Annotated in this window: 12 protein-coding genes; 5 read left to right on the top strand and 7 right to left on the bottom strand. The window is 61.8% G+C overall.

Annotation, left to right across the window (positions count from 1 at the left end):
- Positions 1-17 precede the first annotated feature (17 nt).
- Positions 18-1,373 carry a caspase family protein gene (locus tag P775_RS01040; protein ID WP_099909219.1) on the top strand — a complete coding sequence of 452 codons (1,356 nt, stop codon included), beginning with the start codon at positions 18-20 and terminating at the stop codon, positions 1,371-1,373.
- Between the two features lie 174 nt (positions 1,374-1,547).
- Here the strand turns inward: P775_RS01040 and P775_RS01035 are convergent, their stop codons facing one another.
- From P775_RS01035 to P775_RS01025, 3 genes are read right to left on the bottom strand one after another with little or no spacing between them, the layout of a single operon-like run.
- Positions 1,548-3,530 (bottom strand): S8/S53 family peptidase, encoded by a 1,983-nt coding sequence (locus P775_RS01035; RefSeq protein WP_099909218.1) that lies wholly within the window; start codon positions 3,528-3,530, stop codon positions 1,548-1,550.
- Positions 3,530-4,651 (bottom strand): phosphatase PAP2 family protein, encoded by a 1,122-nt coding sequence (locus P775_RS01030; protein WP_218967598.1) that lies wholly within the window; start codon positions 4,649-4,651, stop codon positions 3,530-3,532. The genes P775_RS01035 and P775_RS01030 overlap by 1 nt, the downstream gene beginning before the upstream one ends.
- Positions 4,652-4,678: 27 nt before the next feature.
- Complete coding sequence (locus P775_RS01025; RefSeq protein ID WP_143520756.1) at positions 4,679-6,319, bottom strand: hypothetical protein; 1,641 nt, start codon at positions 6,317-6,319, stop codon at positions 4,679-4,681.
- 138 nt (positions 6,320-6,457) lie between these two features.
- On the opposite strand from P775_RS01025, the gene P775_RS01020 reads away from it, so the two are divergent.
- The 4 genes from P775_RS01020 (at position 6,458) to P775_RS01005 (ending at position 10,789) form a co-directional block, all read left to right on the top strand.
- A complete protein-coding gene (locus P775_RS01020; protein ID WP_099909216.1) occupies positions 6,458-6,643 on the top strand; it encodes a hypothetical protein in 186 nt (61 codons plus the stop codon).
- Positions 6,644-6,850: 207 nt separating this feature from the next.
- Positions 6,851-9,154 carry an FdhF/YdeP family oxidoreductase gene (locus tag P775_RS01015; protein WP_099909215.1) on the top strand — a complete coding sequence of 768 codons (2,304 nt, stop codon included), beginning with the start codon at positions 6,851-6,853 and terminating at the stop codon, positions 9,152-9,154.
- 390 nt (positions 9,155-9,544) lie between these two features.
- A complete protein-coding gene (locus P775_RS01010) occupies positions 9,545-10,267 on the top strand; it encodes a sensor histidine kinase (RefSeq protein ID WP_099909214.1) in 723 nt (240 codons plus the stop codon).
- A gap of 93 nt (positions 10,268-10,360) precedes the next feature.
- A complete protein-coding gene (locus P775_RS01005) occupies positions 10,361-10,789 on the top strand; it encodes a thioredoxin family protein (protein WP_099909213.1) in 429 nt (142 codons plus the stop codon).
- Positions 10,790-10,889: 100 nt separating this feature from the next.
- On the opposite strand, the gene P775_RS01000 is transcribed toward P775_RS01005, so the two are convergent.
- From P775_RS01000 to otnI, 4 genes are all read right to left on the bottom strand, one after another.
- Positions 10,890-12,278 carry a GntP family permease gene (locus P775_RS01000; protein WP_099909212.1) on the bottom strand — a complete coding sequence of 463 codons (1,389 nt, stop codon included), beginning with the start codon at positions 12,276-12,278 and terminating at the stop codon, positions 10,890-10,892.
- Between the two features lie 119 nt (positions 12,279-12,397).
- Complete coding sequence (denD, locus tag P775_RS00995) at positions 12,398-13,339, bottom strand: D-erythronate dehydrogenase (RefSeq protein ID WP_099909211.1); 942 nt, start codon at positions 13,337-13,339, stop codon at positions 12,398-12,400.
- An 11-nt stretch (positions 13,340-13,350) separates the two neighbouring features.
- Positions 13,351-14,133, bottom strand: coding sequence for a DeoR/GlpR family DNA-binding transcription regulator (locus tag P775_RS00990; RefSeq protein ID WP_099909210.1), 783 nt, complete (start codon positions 14,131-14,133; stop codon positions 13,351-13,353).
- Positions 14,130-14,927, bottom strand: a complete 798-nt coding sequence (gene otnI, locus P775_RS00985) for a 2-oxo-tetronate isomerase (protein WP_099909209.1) — start codon at positions 14,925-14,927, stop codon at positions 14,130-14,132. The genes P775_RS00990 and otnI overlap by 4 nt, the downstream gene beginning before the upstream one ends.
- Between the last annotated feature and the right edge of the window lies 1 nt (position 14,928).

Here is a 14,928-nt window from a genome sequence, read left to right as displayed (position 1 = left end):
CAGAAGGAGGAACAACCATGCTCCGTGCCAACCGTTTCACCACCGTCGTCACCGACTCCGCCGCGAAACGCCTCGAACGGGCGTCCAACAACGAAGCCCCGATCGCAAGGCGCGAACGGGAACGCGGCGCCATCGTCGCGATCCAGACGGCCCTTGCAGAGCTCAACAACGGCTACATGGCCGGTGCCGAAATCGACGGCGCCTTTGGCCGCCGCACCGAAGCCGCCGTCGAGGCGTTTCAACGCGATTACGGGCTGATCGCCGACGGGGTTGTCGGGCGCCAAGTGCTGACCCAGCTCGACGACATCTTCGCAGGCGAAACCGCCCGCAAGCCCCAGGGCGTCAGCCTGCATGTGGGCGTAGATAAGGTCGATCCCAACCATTACGGCGGTGATCTGGCGCTGCCCTCCTGTGTCAACGATGCCCGCGAGATGGAGCGGATCGCCCAGCGGCTGCAGTACGAAACGACCCGGCTTGAGAATGAAATGGCGACCACGGCCAATTTCGCATCCTTCATGCGCAATGCGGCGGCCAACCTCTTTGCCGGCGACGTGGCTTTCATCACCTTTTCAGGTCATGGCAGTCAGGTCGCCAATCTGTCCTCGGACGACGAAGGCGACGGGCGTGACGAGACGCTGTGTTTTCATGACCGCATGCTCATCGACGACGAACTCCATGCCCTCCTGACCGAATTCAAGGAAGGCGTGCGCATACATCTGGTCTTTGACAGCTGCCATTCCGGAACAGCATTCAAGATGGTTGCCGCCGATCCCGCAGACATGGCGGATGTCGAACGGATCGCCCAACGCACCAAATCCATCGAAATGCTGAAGGCCCCTCTTGCTCTGACCTTGCCCGGTGTTGATCCCGTGGAAGCGGCAAAGGCGTTCATCCCCATCACCTCGAAATCGCTTGAGGCAGCTCTTGATGGGGAAGATCCCGAACTTGTCAAACTCCCCACCCACTCCGATGAGCTGATCGAGAAGACAGCGGATGTTTTTGCCGATCTTATCGCGCGCAGCACCGTTGGCGGGCCCAAATTCGTCGAAGGCTCGCAGTTCTACGAGCGCAACAAGCAGGTCTACGATTCAGTCCGCACCGCAGTCGGCAACAAGGAGCGCGAAGAACTGGCCTGCACCCTCACCGCCTTTGCCGCCGCGATGGATCATCAGACCACCCCGGCGGGCAATCCCCTCTCGCTCTTCACCTTCAACATTTCGCAGACCTGGAACAGCGGCGGGTTCACCGGAAGCTACAGCCAGTTCCACCGCGCGGTTCTCAGCCGTTCGCGCCCCGATGCCACGCCGCAGCTTTCGCCCGACGGTTCGATGGGTGCTGCTGCAAGGCTCTGCGAAAGGCCCTTCGCCCTGTGATGCACTCGGGTCAACCTGCTCCTCTCCCGGTCGGTTGACGAACCCTCCAGTGCCCCAGGCGGGCGTATCTGCGGCGTTCGGAAACGAGCGCCGCAGAGCGTTTTGAAGCGCCCCAGCTATCCCGGCGATCAAAATGTCCCGGTGCCTCTCAGGCCTGCCGTACAGCCCCTATATTCAGCCTTCGAAACGTCTGCCACAAACCGCAGGGGCCAGGGCAGACCCCTGCCGCGCGGTGCGCCGGGCATCTGTCTCACTCTGCGGAATGGGCGTCATCGCATCAAAGAGCGCACCGCCAGATGCGACACTCGCGGCCATCAGCCGGGTGACGGATGCGGCGGCGGCACTTGTGCCTTGCAACCGCGCGCCTGATCCTGACAGAACGCCGATGGACGGCAGACCCGGGCGTGCCGGACCCTGATCCGATACGGCACTCAGCGTCGGAACCACTCCCCTCGTAACAACGCCGTCGGACGTAAATCCCAACCTCCCCGCACCCGAATAGGCTGCGGGGCTGCCGCTGGTGCCGCAATGACCCGCGACGCGGGTCACCGATGGCGCTGAGCCTATGCCGTTGTAGCACCCGAAGCCCGTCACCACGCTCGGGGTAGCGCCCTCTGCCGCCATATCCACAAGCCTGCTCTGTCGTCCGAACGTGTGCAGCGCCACGGGATCGTCATCGCGCTGGACCCAGATCTCGACAGGGTCCTGCGGCACATTGCTGCCGGGCCAAAGCGTCACCGTCCAGCGTCCGGCAGGCGCACGCCGCGGATCGCCGCTGACCGTCACCGTAGGGATCAGCGCCAGCATCACCCGCCAGCGCCGCCCAAGATGCCGATCCGCCGAGATCTGCCCGATGTTCTGCCCGCCCTGCTCGATCTCGTCGAACCGCCGGGGATCGCCTCCAGCAAGTGCTGGATCAGCCGTGACAGACAGCAATGCTGGCCGGTCCAGCCCATGCCCCTCTGGCGGGGCAATCTCGACCCGCCAGCCCTTGGCATCAAAACCCTCGGGCCACCAGATTTCGAGGTAAGAGGAGGTCCGGTCATCCGGCAGGATCTGCCATCCGACACGGAATGGCCCACCAAGCCGCTCAGGCGGGATCGCGGCGTGCATATCCTGCGCAAAGTTGTTGCCCGTCGGCATGACGATGGCGGTTTGAGACTGACGCGCACGCCTGGCCGTCAAAAGATCCTCCATCGCCCGCTCGATACCTGTCTGGCCATCATGGCCGTTGGCCGACCAGCCATAGCTGAAATTCACGACAAGCGGCAGCATCCCGACACCGAAACCCTCGGCGATCCGGTCAGCACGATCAAAGATGTAATGTAGCGCTGCCAGCATATACGCCTCCTTGCCAAATCCCGAAGTGTCCCAAGCCACCGTGTTGGGCAGCTGTACCCCGACGATCCAGGCCCCGTCCGGCAGCGGCGACGCGCCGACAAAGGGATCGTTGCCCGCCGCGATTCCGGCCATGTGTCCACCATGGGTGCCGTGGTGGCGCAGGGCCCCGCCAAGTTCGGGCAGACCGGCATCTACGGCGCCGGCCGCGCGGTAAATCGCCCGCTCATGGGGCAGATGCGCGGTGCGCAGCGCGTCGATCTGCCCGTTCGTCAGCTCGCGACCAAACGGCACGGCGGCGCTTGGCTCTGCCCGGGCCGCCTGCAGCCAGACGTTGCTGACGCGTGTCTGTCCCTGTCCGTTCAGAAACGCCCGGTGCGCGAACGGCAGGCCATCATCGATGACACCGATCACGACCGAAGGCACGGGGCGGTCATGCGTCCAGCCTTGTGATGCTGCCCCCGCGTCATACTCTGCGGTCCAGGCCGCAGGATCGACGGGAAAATTCATCCTCACGCGCGGCCCGCCAAGGCGCGACATCGCGCGGGACAGCCCGACATCATCGGGCGCCGTGTCAACGCGAAAGGCAAAGGGCACAACCTCGGGCTTTGGCAGTCCCGCCCAAAGCGGCGGGATCCGAAGATCGCTCAGTTCACAATTCGACAGGGTGCCGCCCCGCTCCATCAGCGCGGTCATGTAGCGCAACTCGCCATCGCGGATCGCCGGAAAGGCAAAAGACCGCCCAAGTTCCTGCGAAAACACCCAGCGTTCATAAGGTCCGGTATAGCGGTCTATCCGGGTTTCCCGCGGCCCGTACACTAAAGCCCCCTCTCGCTCACGGCCTTCTGCCAGAGCCAGGAAAAGCCCGGACGATGCGCCGGGGCAATCGTGCCCGTCTCTTCAATCCCAAATGTTGCGGCCGTCTGTGGTAGCGCAAAATCAACATCGGCAAAATCAACCGCCCCCGGGGTCAGGGTCGCAGTGGCCGCCTCGGGGTCATACCGGAATGCCGTCACGCCTCCGCATCCCGCATTCGCCCGCGCAAGCACGGTCTGCCCGACCACCCGCCCCAGCGCCGCCCCAGCCCAGCTGTCGATCGGGTAATGCACCCCGGCGACGGTGCGGTTGACGGCAATGCGCTCGGCCAGACCCGTCAGGACCCTATCCCGGGCGTCCCCATCCGACAGATGCCCCCATTCGCGCAGCAGCGCCCGCAGCACGGTTGCCACGGCATAAGCCTCGGTCGCATGGGCGGACGGGAAACTCGCATGGCCCGGCGTCGGAATCATTGGCAGGATTCCCGCATCCATCTGGTCGGGGCGGCGCACGGCAAGGGCATGCTTGATGATCATCGCGGTATGGGCAGCGGCGACTTGGGTCGCTGTGATCAGCTCGTAGGTCTTGTTGTGCCGTGCCACGTTCAGCCCAAGCAACATTGAAAAATAGGCGGTGGGAAACCCCAGTTGCGATCCGATCTCGGCGCTGCGGTCCGCGCGCAGCGCGGCATAATCCGCAACGATCCTGCCTTGTGCGCGCAGTGTGTCCGGCTGCGGTTTCACGAAATGCGCCACCATCGCGCCATCGACGCTCAGCGCGGCTGTGCGCGCCGCCTTGTCGACTTGGTACGACAGCCCCGACACGAACTCCGACACATAAAGACTGCCGCGCACCCAGGCGGCCCAGGTGTCGAAATTATCCGTATCGTTCATGGGCATCTCGTCCACGGCCGGCTGGTCCACCCCCAGTGTCAGATGGTGCAGACCTTCTGCCGTGATCTGCAGACCCGCTGTCGTCATCGGATCGTGTCCGCCCGTATCCCCAGAACCCAGAAACCCGCCAAGCCCGGTGAACATGCCCGCGCCGCCAACCCCCCCAAACCCCCCGAAGCCGCCAAATCCTCCAAAACCCCCGAACCCTCCAAAACCACCGTTCTGTGCCATCACCTGCTCCCTTTCATGAATGTGGCGTCAAGAAATGCCGGATGCCGACAGCGCATCAATCACGATGCGCCCGGTCCGATTGTGCGCCGACGGGTGCATGCGTCTGTACTCGTCGAGCGTGAAGTTGGGAAACCGCCGCTTCAGATCCTCTGCGGCGACGCGTGCGTCCTCACCCCGGTCCAACTGGTGCAGCGCGGTGATCCGCGAACGCAGCGTCGAGATATGGCGGTCATTGGACTTCATCGACGTCTCAGCCAGATCCAGCGCGGTCTGCCAGTTGCCCGCAGCCAGATGCGCGGTCGCCGCGATGCTGTCGAAGTAATAGCCGAACGGGTCGATGGGCGACAAAAGCCGCGCCCGGCGTGTCGCCTCGATCGCGGCCTGACCGTCGTCGCGAAAGGCCATCAGCGCACCGCGCAGCAGCCACGACAGGCTTTCATTGGGATTGATTTCCTGCGCGGCGCCATATCGGACCTCGGCAATATCCATTCGCGCCATCACGTTGCCATGGATGAACCCGTCCACGGTCAGTCCAAAGCTCGATTCAGGGTCCAGGTCCAGCGCGCGCGCCGTGCAGGCCAGCGCTGCAGCCGTGTCCCCTGCCCTGTCGGTTGTGTAACCCTTGAAGACGTTCAGCGCATGCCATTTCCCAAGCCAGGCATGCACATCTGCCGCGTCCGGCGCACGCAGGGCAGCCTCTGACAGATAGCCGCGCGCGGCCATGAAATCGCGCAGCGTAGGGCGGTGCATCAGGGCCACCCCGGTCAGCACCAGCCTGTGATCAGGCATGTGCGGCAAGGCCGTCTGGCGCGCCAGCCCCACCGTGGCCTCCGCGATGCTCCGACCAATACTGCGCACCGTATGCTCGATCCGCGCGGGCAGCTCTCTCAGGAACGCACCCTCAGGACAGCTGAGGTTGCGGTTCCACATAAAGACACCTGTCTCTGCATCGACAAAGTCGAAATCGCAGATGATCTCGCCGCCCGCGCGCCGCAAGGTTCCGGCACACAGATAGTCGATATCCAGCGTGGCGCGGATCTCGACCACATCAAGCAGACGCTTGGCCATAGCGCGGCACGACAGATGCGAAATGACCGACAGGATCGAAGACCGCGACAGCATCCGCGTCATCTCTTCGGCAACCCAGTCAGCAAGAACCCTCAGCTCCGGGTCACCATCCGGCACGAACAGCGGCAGCGCAGCGATACGTGGCAGGAAACGCCCGCGGGGTCGCGGGCGCACCGCCCCGCACAGGCTGGCCACAGCCCCGGGATCAGCACGGATCCCATCGCGCCAAGCAAGGAAGGCCGGTGTGCGGATGTTCAGATCGTCAAGAAACGGGCCATCCGGTGGTACGCTTTGAAACTGCAGGCGGTCGCGATTAAGTTCGATATCCGTCGTGCTGACCGAAAACAACTGCTCAAAAGCGGGGCCAAGCAGCTTGCGCAGATCTGTCAGCGCGCGCCGCAGATTCTGATGACCGGCGTCATAATCCGCCGCCCCCCAAAGTGTCTCCTGTAGAAAGCTTCGGGTCCGGCGCCCCATCGGTGCCGTTGCCAGAAGGGCAAACAACGCCCTGTGCTTGACTCCCTTGACCTCAAACGGTGCAGGGCTTGTCACACGAACGGTGCAGGTTCCAAAGAATGAGATTTCCAGCATACAGGACATGACCCAAGAAGTTCCCTTACGTCAACTATCGCCCGAATAGCATATTAAACAAGCGGCTCACACCATTTTCACACCCCTCAAAGTGTCCCAGACACTATCGTCACAGTGGACGGGCGACGAAAGGAAAGGACGCGGATCATGGCGACAGACGACCGGGGCAAAATCGTCGATTTGTTCGATTTCTTCCAAAGATGGCCGTCTCTCCGGCACGCAATGATCGAAGTCTGCTCTGGATCAGAAATTTCACCCCATGACAGCGCCACCCTGCGCTGGATGATCGAGGTCGTTGATCGCGTGGGGCCAAGGGATCTTGATGGAACATGAAGGGCCTTGTCAGAGTCCCGTGCCGCTGCCCTGATATCTTGCTGAGGTGACGAGGATCAGCAAAAAGCTCAGAGGAGTGTTTGTCCAACCTGCATTGTCCGTTTTCCAACGAACCCTGTTAGGATCCGATCAGACTCGCCCCTGCCCGGAACCATCCAGAAGACGATACGTTGACTTGTCGATTCCCTTGCACCCAGGAGCGATCACATGGACAACATCAATCCCCCGGACGACCATCCCGCCACCACACAGGATCCGGACACCCCATATGACCATCACCCTGCTGGTGGCTGGGGTTCACTGCAGGGGATTGCCCGCATCGCCGCAGACTCCCACACCTCTGCGGTTGCAGCCAAGATCCTTGCAACGCTGAACAAACCCGGTGGGGTCATGTGTTCCTCATGCGCCTGGGCAAAGCCGAAAGACCCCGGCACCTTTGAGTTCTGCGAGAACGGCGCAAAAGCCACGATGTGGGAACTTGACCGCAACCGCGCCGGGGCCAAATTCTTTGCCGATCATTCCGTCACAGAGCTGCAAGGCTGGCATGACCACGATCTTGAGAAATCCGGACGGCTGAGCGAACCCCTGCGCTATGATCGCGATCAGGACCGTTACCTCCCGGTCAGCTGGGATGACGCCTTTGCCGAAATCGGCAAAGAGTTGGCCGCGATGGCACCCCAAAAGGCCGTCTTCTATGCATCTGGGCACGCAGGCCTTGAAGCGTCCTACCTTTACGCCCTGTTCGCGCGCGCCATGGGGCATCAGAACCTGCCGCAAAGTTCGAACATGTGTCACGAAACGACCAGCGTGAATCTGCAGACCTTTATCGGCACACCCGTCGGCACCTGCACGCTGGAGGATTTCGAACACTGCGATACAATCTTCTTCTTCGGACAAAACACCGGCTCAAACAGCCCGCGATTTCTGCATATCTTGAAAGCCGCCGTTGAACGTGGCTGCCGCATCGTGACCTTCAACCCGGTGCGCGAGCGTGGCCTGATCGAATTCGCCGATCCACAAAGCCCCGGACAGATGACCATCACAAAACCGACGCAGATTTCGGAAAAATACTATCAGGTGCGCCCCGGAGGCGACATTGCCGTGATGACAGGCCTGATGAAATGCGTCCTCGAAGCCGAGGATGCCGCACCGGGCACAGTGCTGGATCAGACGTTCATCGCGCAGGAAACCACCGGCTTTGACGAAACCGTTGCTCTGGTGCGCAACGCAAGCTGGACCGAGATCGAGGCACATTCCGGCCTGACAGAGGGGATGATCCGCGAGGCGGCAGAAATCTACCTCTCCGCAGATAACGCCATCGGGATCTACGGCATGGGGCTGACGCAGCATGTCAACGGCTGGCTCAATCTGGGGATGCTGTGCAATCTGCTGCTCATGCGCGGCAATATCGGCAAGCTGGGCGCCGGGATTTCCCCTGTGCGCGGTCATTCTAACGTGCAGGGTCAGCGCACGGTCGGCGTGGGCGAAAAATCCGCCCAGATGCCTGCGGATAAATTGAAGGACCTGTTCGGAATAGATGCCCCGACGCAAGAGGGGCTGAACGCTGTACATGCCTGCGAGGGCATTCTGGACGGCCGGGTCGAGGCGATGATTTCCCTTGGCGGCAACCTTGTGCGCGCCCTGCCAGACAGCGCCCGGATGGAAGCGGCCTGGCCCCGGCTGCGCCTGACGGTACATGTGGCAACCAAACTCAACCGCTCACACCTCGCCCCCGGGCAGGTGTCGTACATTCTGCCCTGCCTTGGCCGCACCGACCGCGACGTTCAGGCCTCAGGACCGCAGGCTGTTTCGATGGAAGACACCTTTTCGCACATCTACGCCTCTCTGGGCGGTGCTGAACCCCCGTCGCCGGATGTGCTCTCCGAACTCGCCATCGTGGCGGGACTTGCCAAGGCCACGCTGCCCGCAAATCCCCGGCTGGATTGGGACGGCTGGGTTGCCAACTATGACCAGGTCCGCGACCTGATTGCACAGACCTACCCCGACGACTTCGCGGATTTCAACGGCCGGATGATGCAACCGGGCGGTTTTTATCGCGGCAATCCGGCGCGCGAGCGCAACTGGAAAACCGAAAGCGGCAAGGCCCAGTTCACCCCGCCAACAACGCTTTCGGCACTGGGAGAGGACCCCGGCGGCGATCCGGTGCTGACGCTGATCACTCTGCGCTCCAACGATCAGTTCAACACCACCATCTACGGCTTTTCCGACCGGCTGCGCGGGCTCAAGGGCAGCCGCGAGGTCGTGCTGATAAACAGGGCCGAAATGGCGCGGCTGGGCCTGAGCGAAGGACAAAAGGTCAGCCTGATCACGGCGATAGAACCAGACGTCGTGCGCCGCGTCATGGATTTTTCCGTGACGCCCTATGATCTGCCGGATGGCTGCGTTGCCGGCTATTATCCGGAACTCAACCCGCTGGTGCCCTTGTCCTATCATGAAAAGAACTCGCAAACGCCCGCCTACAAAGGCACACCTGTCAGGATCGTGGCATGACGCTGTATCTGCTCCTGCACGACAACACTGCGACACAACCACCGCTGATCTAAGAGGGGCCGGTCGCGCTGACCTGAAACGGCGCGACCCTTGCGGTAACAATGGCGACGACCAAGGATCTTGACAACTTCGCGCTTGGCCTCGCGCTGATAAGGCGCAGTCCGCACCCCTGACAAAGACCTGCGGGAGCGTGAATTCCGTCGGCATCGCAGCGCAGCGCGTCATGTCCCGGTCGCGCGCACTGCCTGTTCTGCCGCCATGACCCGGTATGACATGGATGACCTGTGTGGGGGCGCGGATCGTCTGCGGTCCGCTCGGTGGGACTGATCTGGATCAATATGCATTGCGGGGATCTTCCTATCATTTGCAAAAACAAAGGGACCCGAAGCCATGTTTGCCAAAACGACCACGATGCTCCCGCAGTGTGATGGCTGCAGCCGGCTCGACGAAGCGGACCACCGGATCGCAAATCATCTCGCAATGCTGGGAAGCTATGTGCGATTGAAAAGCGCCAAACTGATACGGCAGGGCGCAACAGCCCCGGTAGGCGAAGCCGTTCTTGTGCTCAAGGCGATCGGGGTCCAGATCGATGCGATTTCTCAGCTTCATCGGTTTCTGGCAGTGCAAACCACGCCCCGCAACCTGGATTTGCAAAACTATTTGGTCAACATCTGTGCGGCTCTGCGCTCGGCCGTCGCTGAAGATGTCCAGATCATCGAGGATTTTGGCGCCGGTTGCGCCCTGTCACCACAAGACATGCTTCCCGTCGCCCAGATCGTGACCGAAGTGATGACCAATGCGATAAAACACGGTCAATCGGGGGCTGGCGGCGCCATCATTCGGGTGTCCTGCCAGAATGATAACCTTGGGTCGATCCTGATCGAGGTTTGCGACAATGGCCCCGGCCTGCCGGCGCCCGCAATGACCAAGACCCCCCCCGGACTGGGATTGCGGATCATCGAGACTTTGGCCGACCAGGTGGGTGGCAGAATCGAATATCTTTCGGGGCATCAGGGGCTGACAGTTCGGCTCACCCTTCCCGACCTCGCTCTACCGGCATCTTTGGAAGGTGCCAGTGTGCTCTCCTCTGACATGCCCGCGCCACGGCCATGACCTGCACCCCGCGAAGATCGATGATACAGCTCAATGCAGCGTCGGCGCGAGCATGGTACGCAAACAACCAGATCAGAATGTTTGGAGCAATGAATGAGCGTGACACTTGCTTGCCTCACCTGCGGACAGGGCAACCGGATACCAAAAGCGAAACTTGATGCAGCTCCCATATGCGGGACCTGCGGTGCCGGTCTGCTTGCGGACAAACCCACTGAAATTGCCTTCGATGTTCTTGAGAAAGCAGCGCGGATCGACACTCTGCCGCTTGTCGTGGACTTTTGGGCGGCCTGGTGCGGCCCGTGCAAGATGATGGCGCCCGAATTTGCCAAAGCCGCCAAAACGCTGAAGGGGCGCGCGCGCTTCGCCAAGCTGAACACCGAAACCTATCCGCAGGCAGGTGGTCGATACGCGATACGCGGCATCCCACTGCTGATCGCGTTTCGGGGCGGACGTGAAATCAAACGGCAGGCCGGGTCGGTCGCGTCGGCGCAAATCGTCGAATGGGCCTCTGCTTTGGGCTGAGAGTAAGCCAGAGCCAGCTCTTCAGTCAGCGCGCCGCGGCAGTCTGTGCAAAGGTGATGGTCCCGTGGAGCGCGGTGTCGCCGCGCTCCACGGTCTGCGCTCAGCCAAAGAGCGCGTTGCAGATCAGCAGCATGATCAGGGCAGTGGCCCAGGCCAGCGTTGTCGGTACCGACCAGAGCAGCATCTGATGCTTTGCGTTCTTGACGCCCAGCATCCGGTTGATGACCCAGAAGTAACTGTCGTTGAAATAGCCAAAGACCATGGACCCGATTGCCGCCGCTTGCGCCGCGAAGACCATGTTGACGTCCGGGATGTTCATCAGGATCGGCGCCGAAATCGAGGCCCCCGTGATCATCGCCACCGTTCCGGAGCCTTGGATCAAACGAACAATCGAAGAGATCAGGAACGGGATCAGAATCGCCGGGATTGGCAGCCCTGCGATGGATTGCCCGATGACATCTCCCGCACCGGAATCCCGCAGAACGGCGCCAAGCGCGCCACCTGCACCGGTGACCAGCAGAATGATGCCCGCGCTTTCGACACCCTCTTCCATATAGCGCAACACTTCTTCACGCGGCCTGCCGGGCAGCAGCGTGTAGGCCGCAACCATCAGCCCAAGTGCGACGGCAATCACCGGGTTCCCGAAAAATGCGGTTGCCTGAGCAAAGAAGCCAGTCTCCGCGCCGGTGCCTTTGACCATGGCCGAGGTGATGGTGTTCAGAAAGATCAGGACAATCGGCAGCATGATCGGAAGAACCGACAAGCCAAGCGAGGGCAGTGTCTTCTGGCGCTCTCCGGCAGCCTTTTCGAACTGCTTGTAGGGGGCCGCGATATCCTCGCCGGTGTCCTGCAGGATCATCGCCTCTAGACGCGGACCCATCATGCGAGCGTATAGAACCAGCACTGCCATGCCCGGGATCGTAAAGATGACACCCCAAAAGATCATCAGGCCAAGGTCGACATTGTAGATCCCGGCAACACCAAGCGGGCCAGGCGTCGGCGGAACCGCGTGGTGGGTCAGCATCAGACCCCCGGCAAGGCTGATCCCCAGCGTCAGGATCGAAATCCCCGACGAACGGGCAAGCCCCTTGATCAGCGGCGTGAGGATGACAAAGGCGCTGTCGCAAAAGATGGGAATCGAGACGAGATAGCCGGTCAGAACCATCGCCCAGTCTTCGCGTTTCTTTCCGACCCAGCGGATCAGCGAATAGGCCATTTGTTCGGCCGCGCCCGACACTTCCAGGATCCGCCCCATCATCACGCCGAAACCGATGACAAGACCGATGGTGGACAGGGTTTTCCCAAAGCCGGTGGTGATCGACGTGATCACATCGGCGGGCAGCATTCCGCCAAAAATCCCGGCAATGGACGCCGCAGCAACCAGTGCCACGACGGCATGCACCCGCGTTTTGACGACAAAGAAGATCAGCAGGAAAATGGCAATCACCAATCCTGCAATCAACTGAAACTCGGAACCTGTTTCTGACATGAAAATACTCCTCCTCTGCGCCCATGGCGCTCTTTGAAAAATAGCCGTCCGCGCCATGCGCCTGTTGGGGTCGCATCTCTCTCGAAGCTGACGGGCTGGTGAAATCTAACGGGGCCGTGTCAGGCCGGGCGAACCTCCGCGAGGTACTGCCGGACCACCTCGTCAAAATCGGAATCAGAACCAAAGCCCAGCGAACGCGCGCGCGCATCATCAAAAGCTCCGGGCCAGCTGCAGACGATGTCCGCGACCCGCTTCTCGGATGTCACGGCGACAAGTCTCCGTGCCTCTGCACCGACAAGACGCTCAAGGCTGTCCAGCATCGCGGCGGGCGTGACCGTGATCCCCGGCATGTCCAGAACGCGGTCCGCGCCCAGATCGTCTGCTGTCAGATCCGCGGCCAGCGCAAGGTTGCGCACGGCTGTGTCCGGCGATGAAATCCAGAGCCGCGTCTCCAGCGGAACCGGACATTCCGAAGCTTCGCCCGCGACAGGTTCACGAATGATCCCCGAAACAAAGGACGACGCCGCCGAATTGGGTTTGCCCGCGCGCACGCAGATGGTCGGAAGGCGGCAGGTCAGCCCGTCGATAAACCCCTTGCGCGTGTATTCCGACACCAGCAATTCGCCGATCGCCTTGCCGCACCCATAAGAAGAACCCGGTCGTGTCGCCATACCTTCGGGCACGATCTCGGGCATCACTCCACCAAACACGGCCAGAGAGCTGGTAAAGACGACGCGCGGCACATGATCAAGACTGCGGCAGCGTTCCAGGATCAGCCGTGTCGCATCGATATTGATGTGCAGACCGACGTCAAATTCCTGCTCGGACTGCCCAGAAAGCACCGCCGCGAGGTGATACACGATGTCGGTGTCATCTTCGATGGCCTGTGCGACCGCCGCTGCATCGTCAATGGACCCTTCGATGCTGGTCACGCGATCATGCACGACAGGGCATTTCGCCCGGTCCAGGGAGACGATCGAGACGTCCTCTTTTGCGGCCAGCAATGCCTCGATAAGGCGGCTTCCCAAAAAGCCGGCGCCACCCGTAACGGTGATTTTCATGACAGATCTCCCTAGGTTTCTTTCAGTTCGGCGTCATCTGCGACAACAACGTCGATATTCGTGTCCCGCAGGCTCGCCACGACCTCCGGGTCCATTCCTGAGTCGGTCACCACTGTGTCGAAGACGCTGAGCGGCAGGATGTTCAGGGCGGCGACCATGCCGTATTTCGTCGAATCCGACACCAGAACCGACCGGTTTGCCTGCGCAATGACGGCCGCCTTGACCGGCCCCTTCAGCTCGGACGGCGAACTGAGACCGGAAATCGTCCAGCAGGATGTCGAGATGAAGGCGATGTCATAGTTGAACCGGGTCAGGGCCTGCGCCGTCGCGCCGCCGACGCAAGACTGGTTGGCCCGCTCGACCATCCCGCCGCTGTGATAAAGCGCACAGCTGGAATGGGTCGACAGATAGGCGCAAATAACAAAATCATTGGTCACCACGGTCAGATCCGACCGCTCTGCGATACGGCGCGCAATCTCCAGCCCCGTGGTCCCGGCGTCGAGATAGACAACCATGCCGTTGCGCACCATGGACGCCGCCGCAGCGCCGATGGCTCTTTTCTGCGCCGCGTTGATCGCAGCCTTTTCCAGATGCGGCAGCTCCTGATTGAGCTTGCGCGACAGGCGCACTCCGCCCGTGACCGACGCGACGCGCCGTGTCTCTTCCAGAACCTGAATGTCGCGCCGGATGGTCATGTGAGACACCCCCAGCAGCTCGGTCAGCTGCTGGATGCTGAGGACGTCGCGTTCGGCAAGCTGGGACAGAATGAACTGCTGGCGCTCGGCGGGGATCACTTGGAACCTGCTCCGCGTGGCAGATAGGGCGCGGCCCAGCCCAGACCGTCTTCCGTCCCGGCGCGCGGGTTGTATTCGCAGCCCAGCGGCGCGTCGAAACCGACGCTGTCGAACGCCTTGAAGATCTCGGTATAGTTCAGCTCGCCGCTATCAGGCTCGTGCCGGTCGGGGACACCGGCGATCTGCACATGGCCATAGGCACCCTTCAGCCGCTCGATCCGCCGGATGATGTCGCCATCCATGATCTGCGCATGGTAAACGTCGAACTGCAGGAACACGTTGCGCCGCTCAAGCCGCTGGATCAGCTCCAGCGTCGGATCCTGATGTGACAGGAAATAGCCCGGAACGTCCCGGTTGTTCAGCGGCTCGATCGACACCGCAAGGTTCGCCGCCCCAGCCCGGTCCGCCGCAAGGCGCATGTTCTCGACCCAGACCGCCTCGCAGGCGGCGCGGTCATGGTCATCGCCGGTGATCCCCGACATGACGTGAATGCGCGGGCATCCCAGCGCGGCGGCATAGTCGACGGCCAGACCAACGCTTGCCTCGTGTTCGGCACTCTTGCCCGGGCGCGCGGCAAACCCGCGTTCCCCTCCGGCCCAGTTCCCGGCAGGCGCATTGATCAGCGTCAGGCTCAGCGCGTTGCGCTCCAGCCGCTCCTTCACCTCTTCAATCGTGTGATCATAGGGAAACAGGAACTCGACAGCATCGAAACCGGCGTTTGCGGCCCGGTCAAAGCGATCCAGAAACGGCGCGTCCGTGAAAAGCATGGACAGGTTTGCAGCAAGTTTTGTCATC

This window comes from Puniceibacterium antarcticum (assembly GCF_002760615.1).
Lineage (GTDB): Bacteria > Pseudomonadota > Alphaproteobacteria > Rhodobacterales > Rhodobacteraceae > Puniceibacterium > Puniceibacterium antarcticum.
Note: the sequence above shows the minus strand (reverse complement) of the source record. Positions and strands in the feature narration are given on the sequence as shown.

Bases quoted from the DNA above. Each gene is read 5' to 3' on its own strand.
- P775_RS01040 (WP_099909219.1), top strand. From the start codon at position 18: ATGCTCCGTGCCAACCGTTTCACCACCGTCGTCACCGACTCCGCCGCG.
- P775_RS01030 (WP_218967598.1), bottom strand. From the start codon at position 4,651: ATGGCACAGAACGGTGGTTTTGGAGGGTTCGGGGGTTTTGGAGGATTT.
- P775_RS01025 (WP_143520756.1), bottom strand. From the start codon at position 6,319: ATGTCCTGTATGCTGGAAATCTCATTCTTTGGAACCTGCACCGTTCGT.
- P775_RS01020 (WP_099909216.1), top strand. From the start codon at position 6,458: ATGGCGACAGACGACCGGGGCAAAATCGTCGATTTGTTCGATTTCTTC.
- P775_RS01015 (WP_099909215.1), top strand. From the start codon at position 6,851: ATGGACAACATCAATCCCCCGGACGACCATCCCGCCACCACACAGGAT.
- P775_RS01010 (WP_099909214.1), top strand. From the start codon at position 9,545: ATGTTTGCCAAAACGACCACGATGCTCCCGCAGTGTGATGGCTGCAGC.
- P775_RS01005 (WP_099909213.1), top strand. From the start codon at position 10,361: ATGAGCGTGACACTTGCTTGCCTCACCTGCGGACAGGGCAACCGGATA.
- P775_RS01000 (WP_099909212.1), bottom strand. From the start codon at position 12,278: ATGTCAGAAACAGGTTCCGAGTTTCAGTTGATTGCAGGATTGGTGATT.
- denD (WP_099909211.1), bottom strand. From the start codon at position 13,339: ATGAAAATCACCGTTACGGGTGGCGCCGGCTTTTTGGGAAGCCGCCTT.
- otnI (WP_099909209.1), bottom strand. From the start codon at position 14,927: ATGACAAAACTTGCTGCAAACCTGTCCATGCTTTTCACGGACGCGCCG.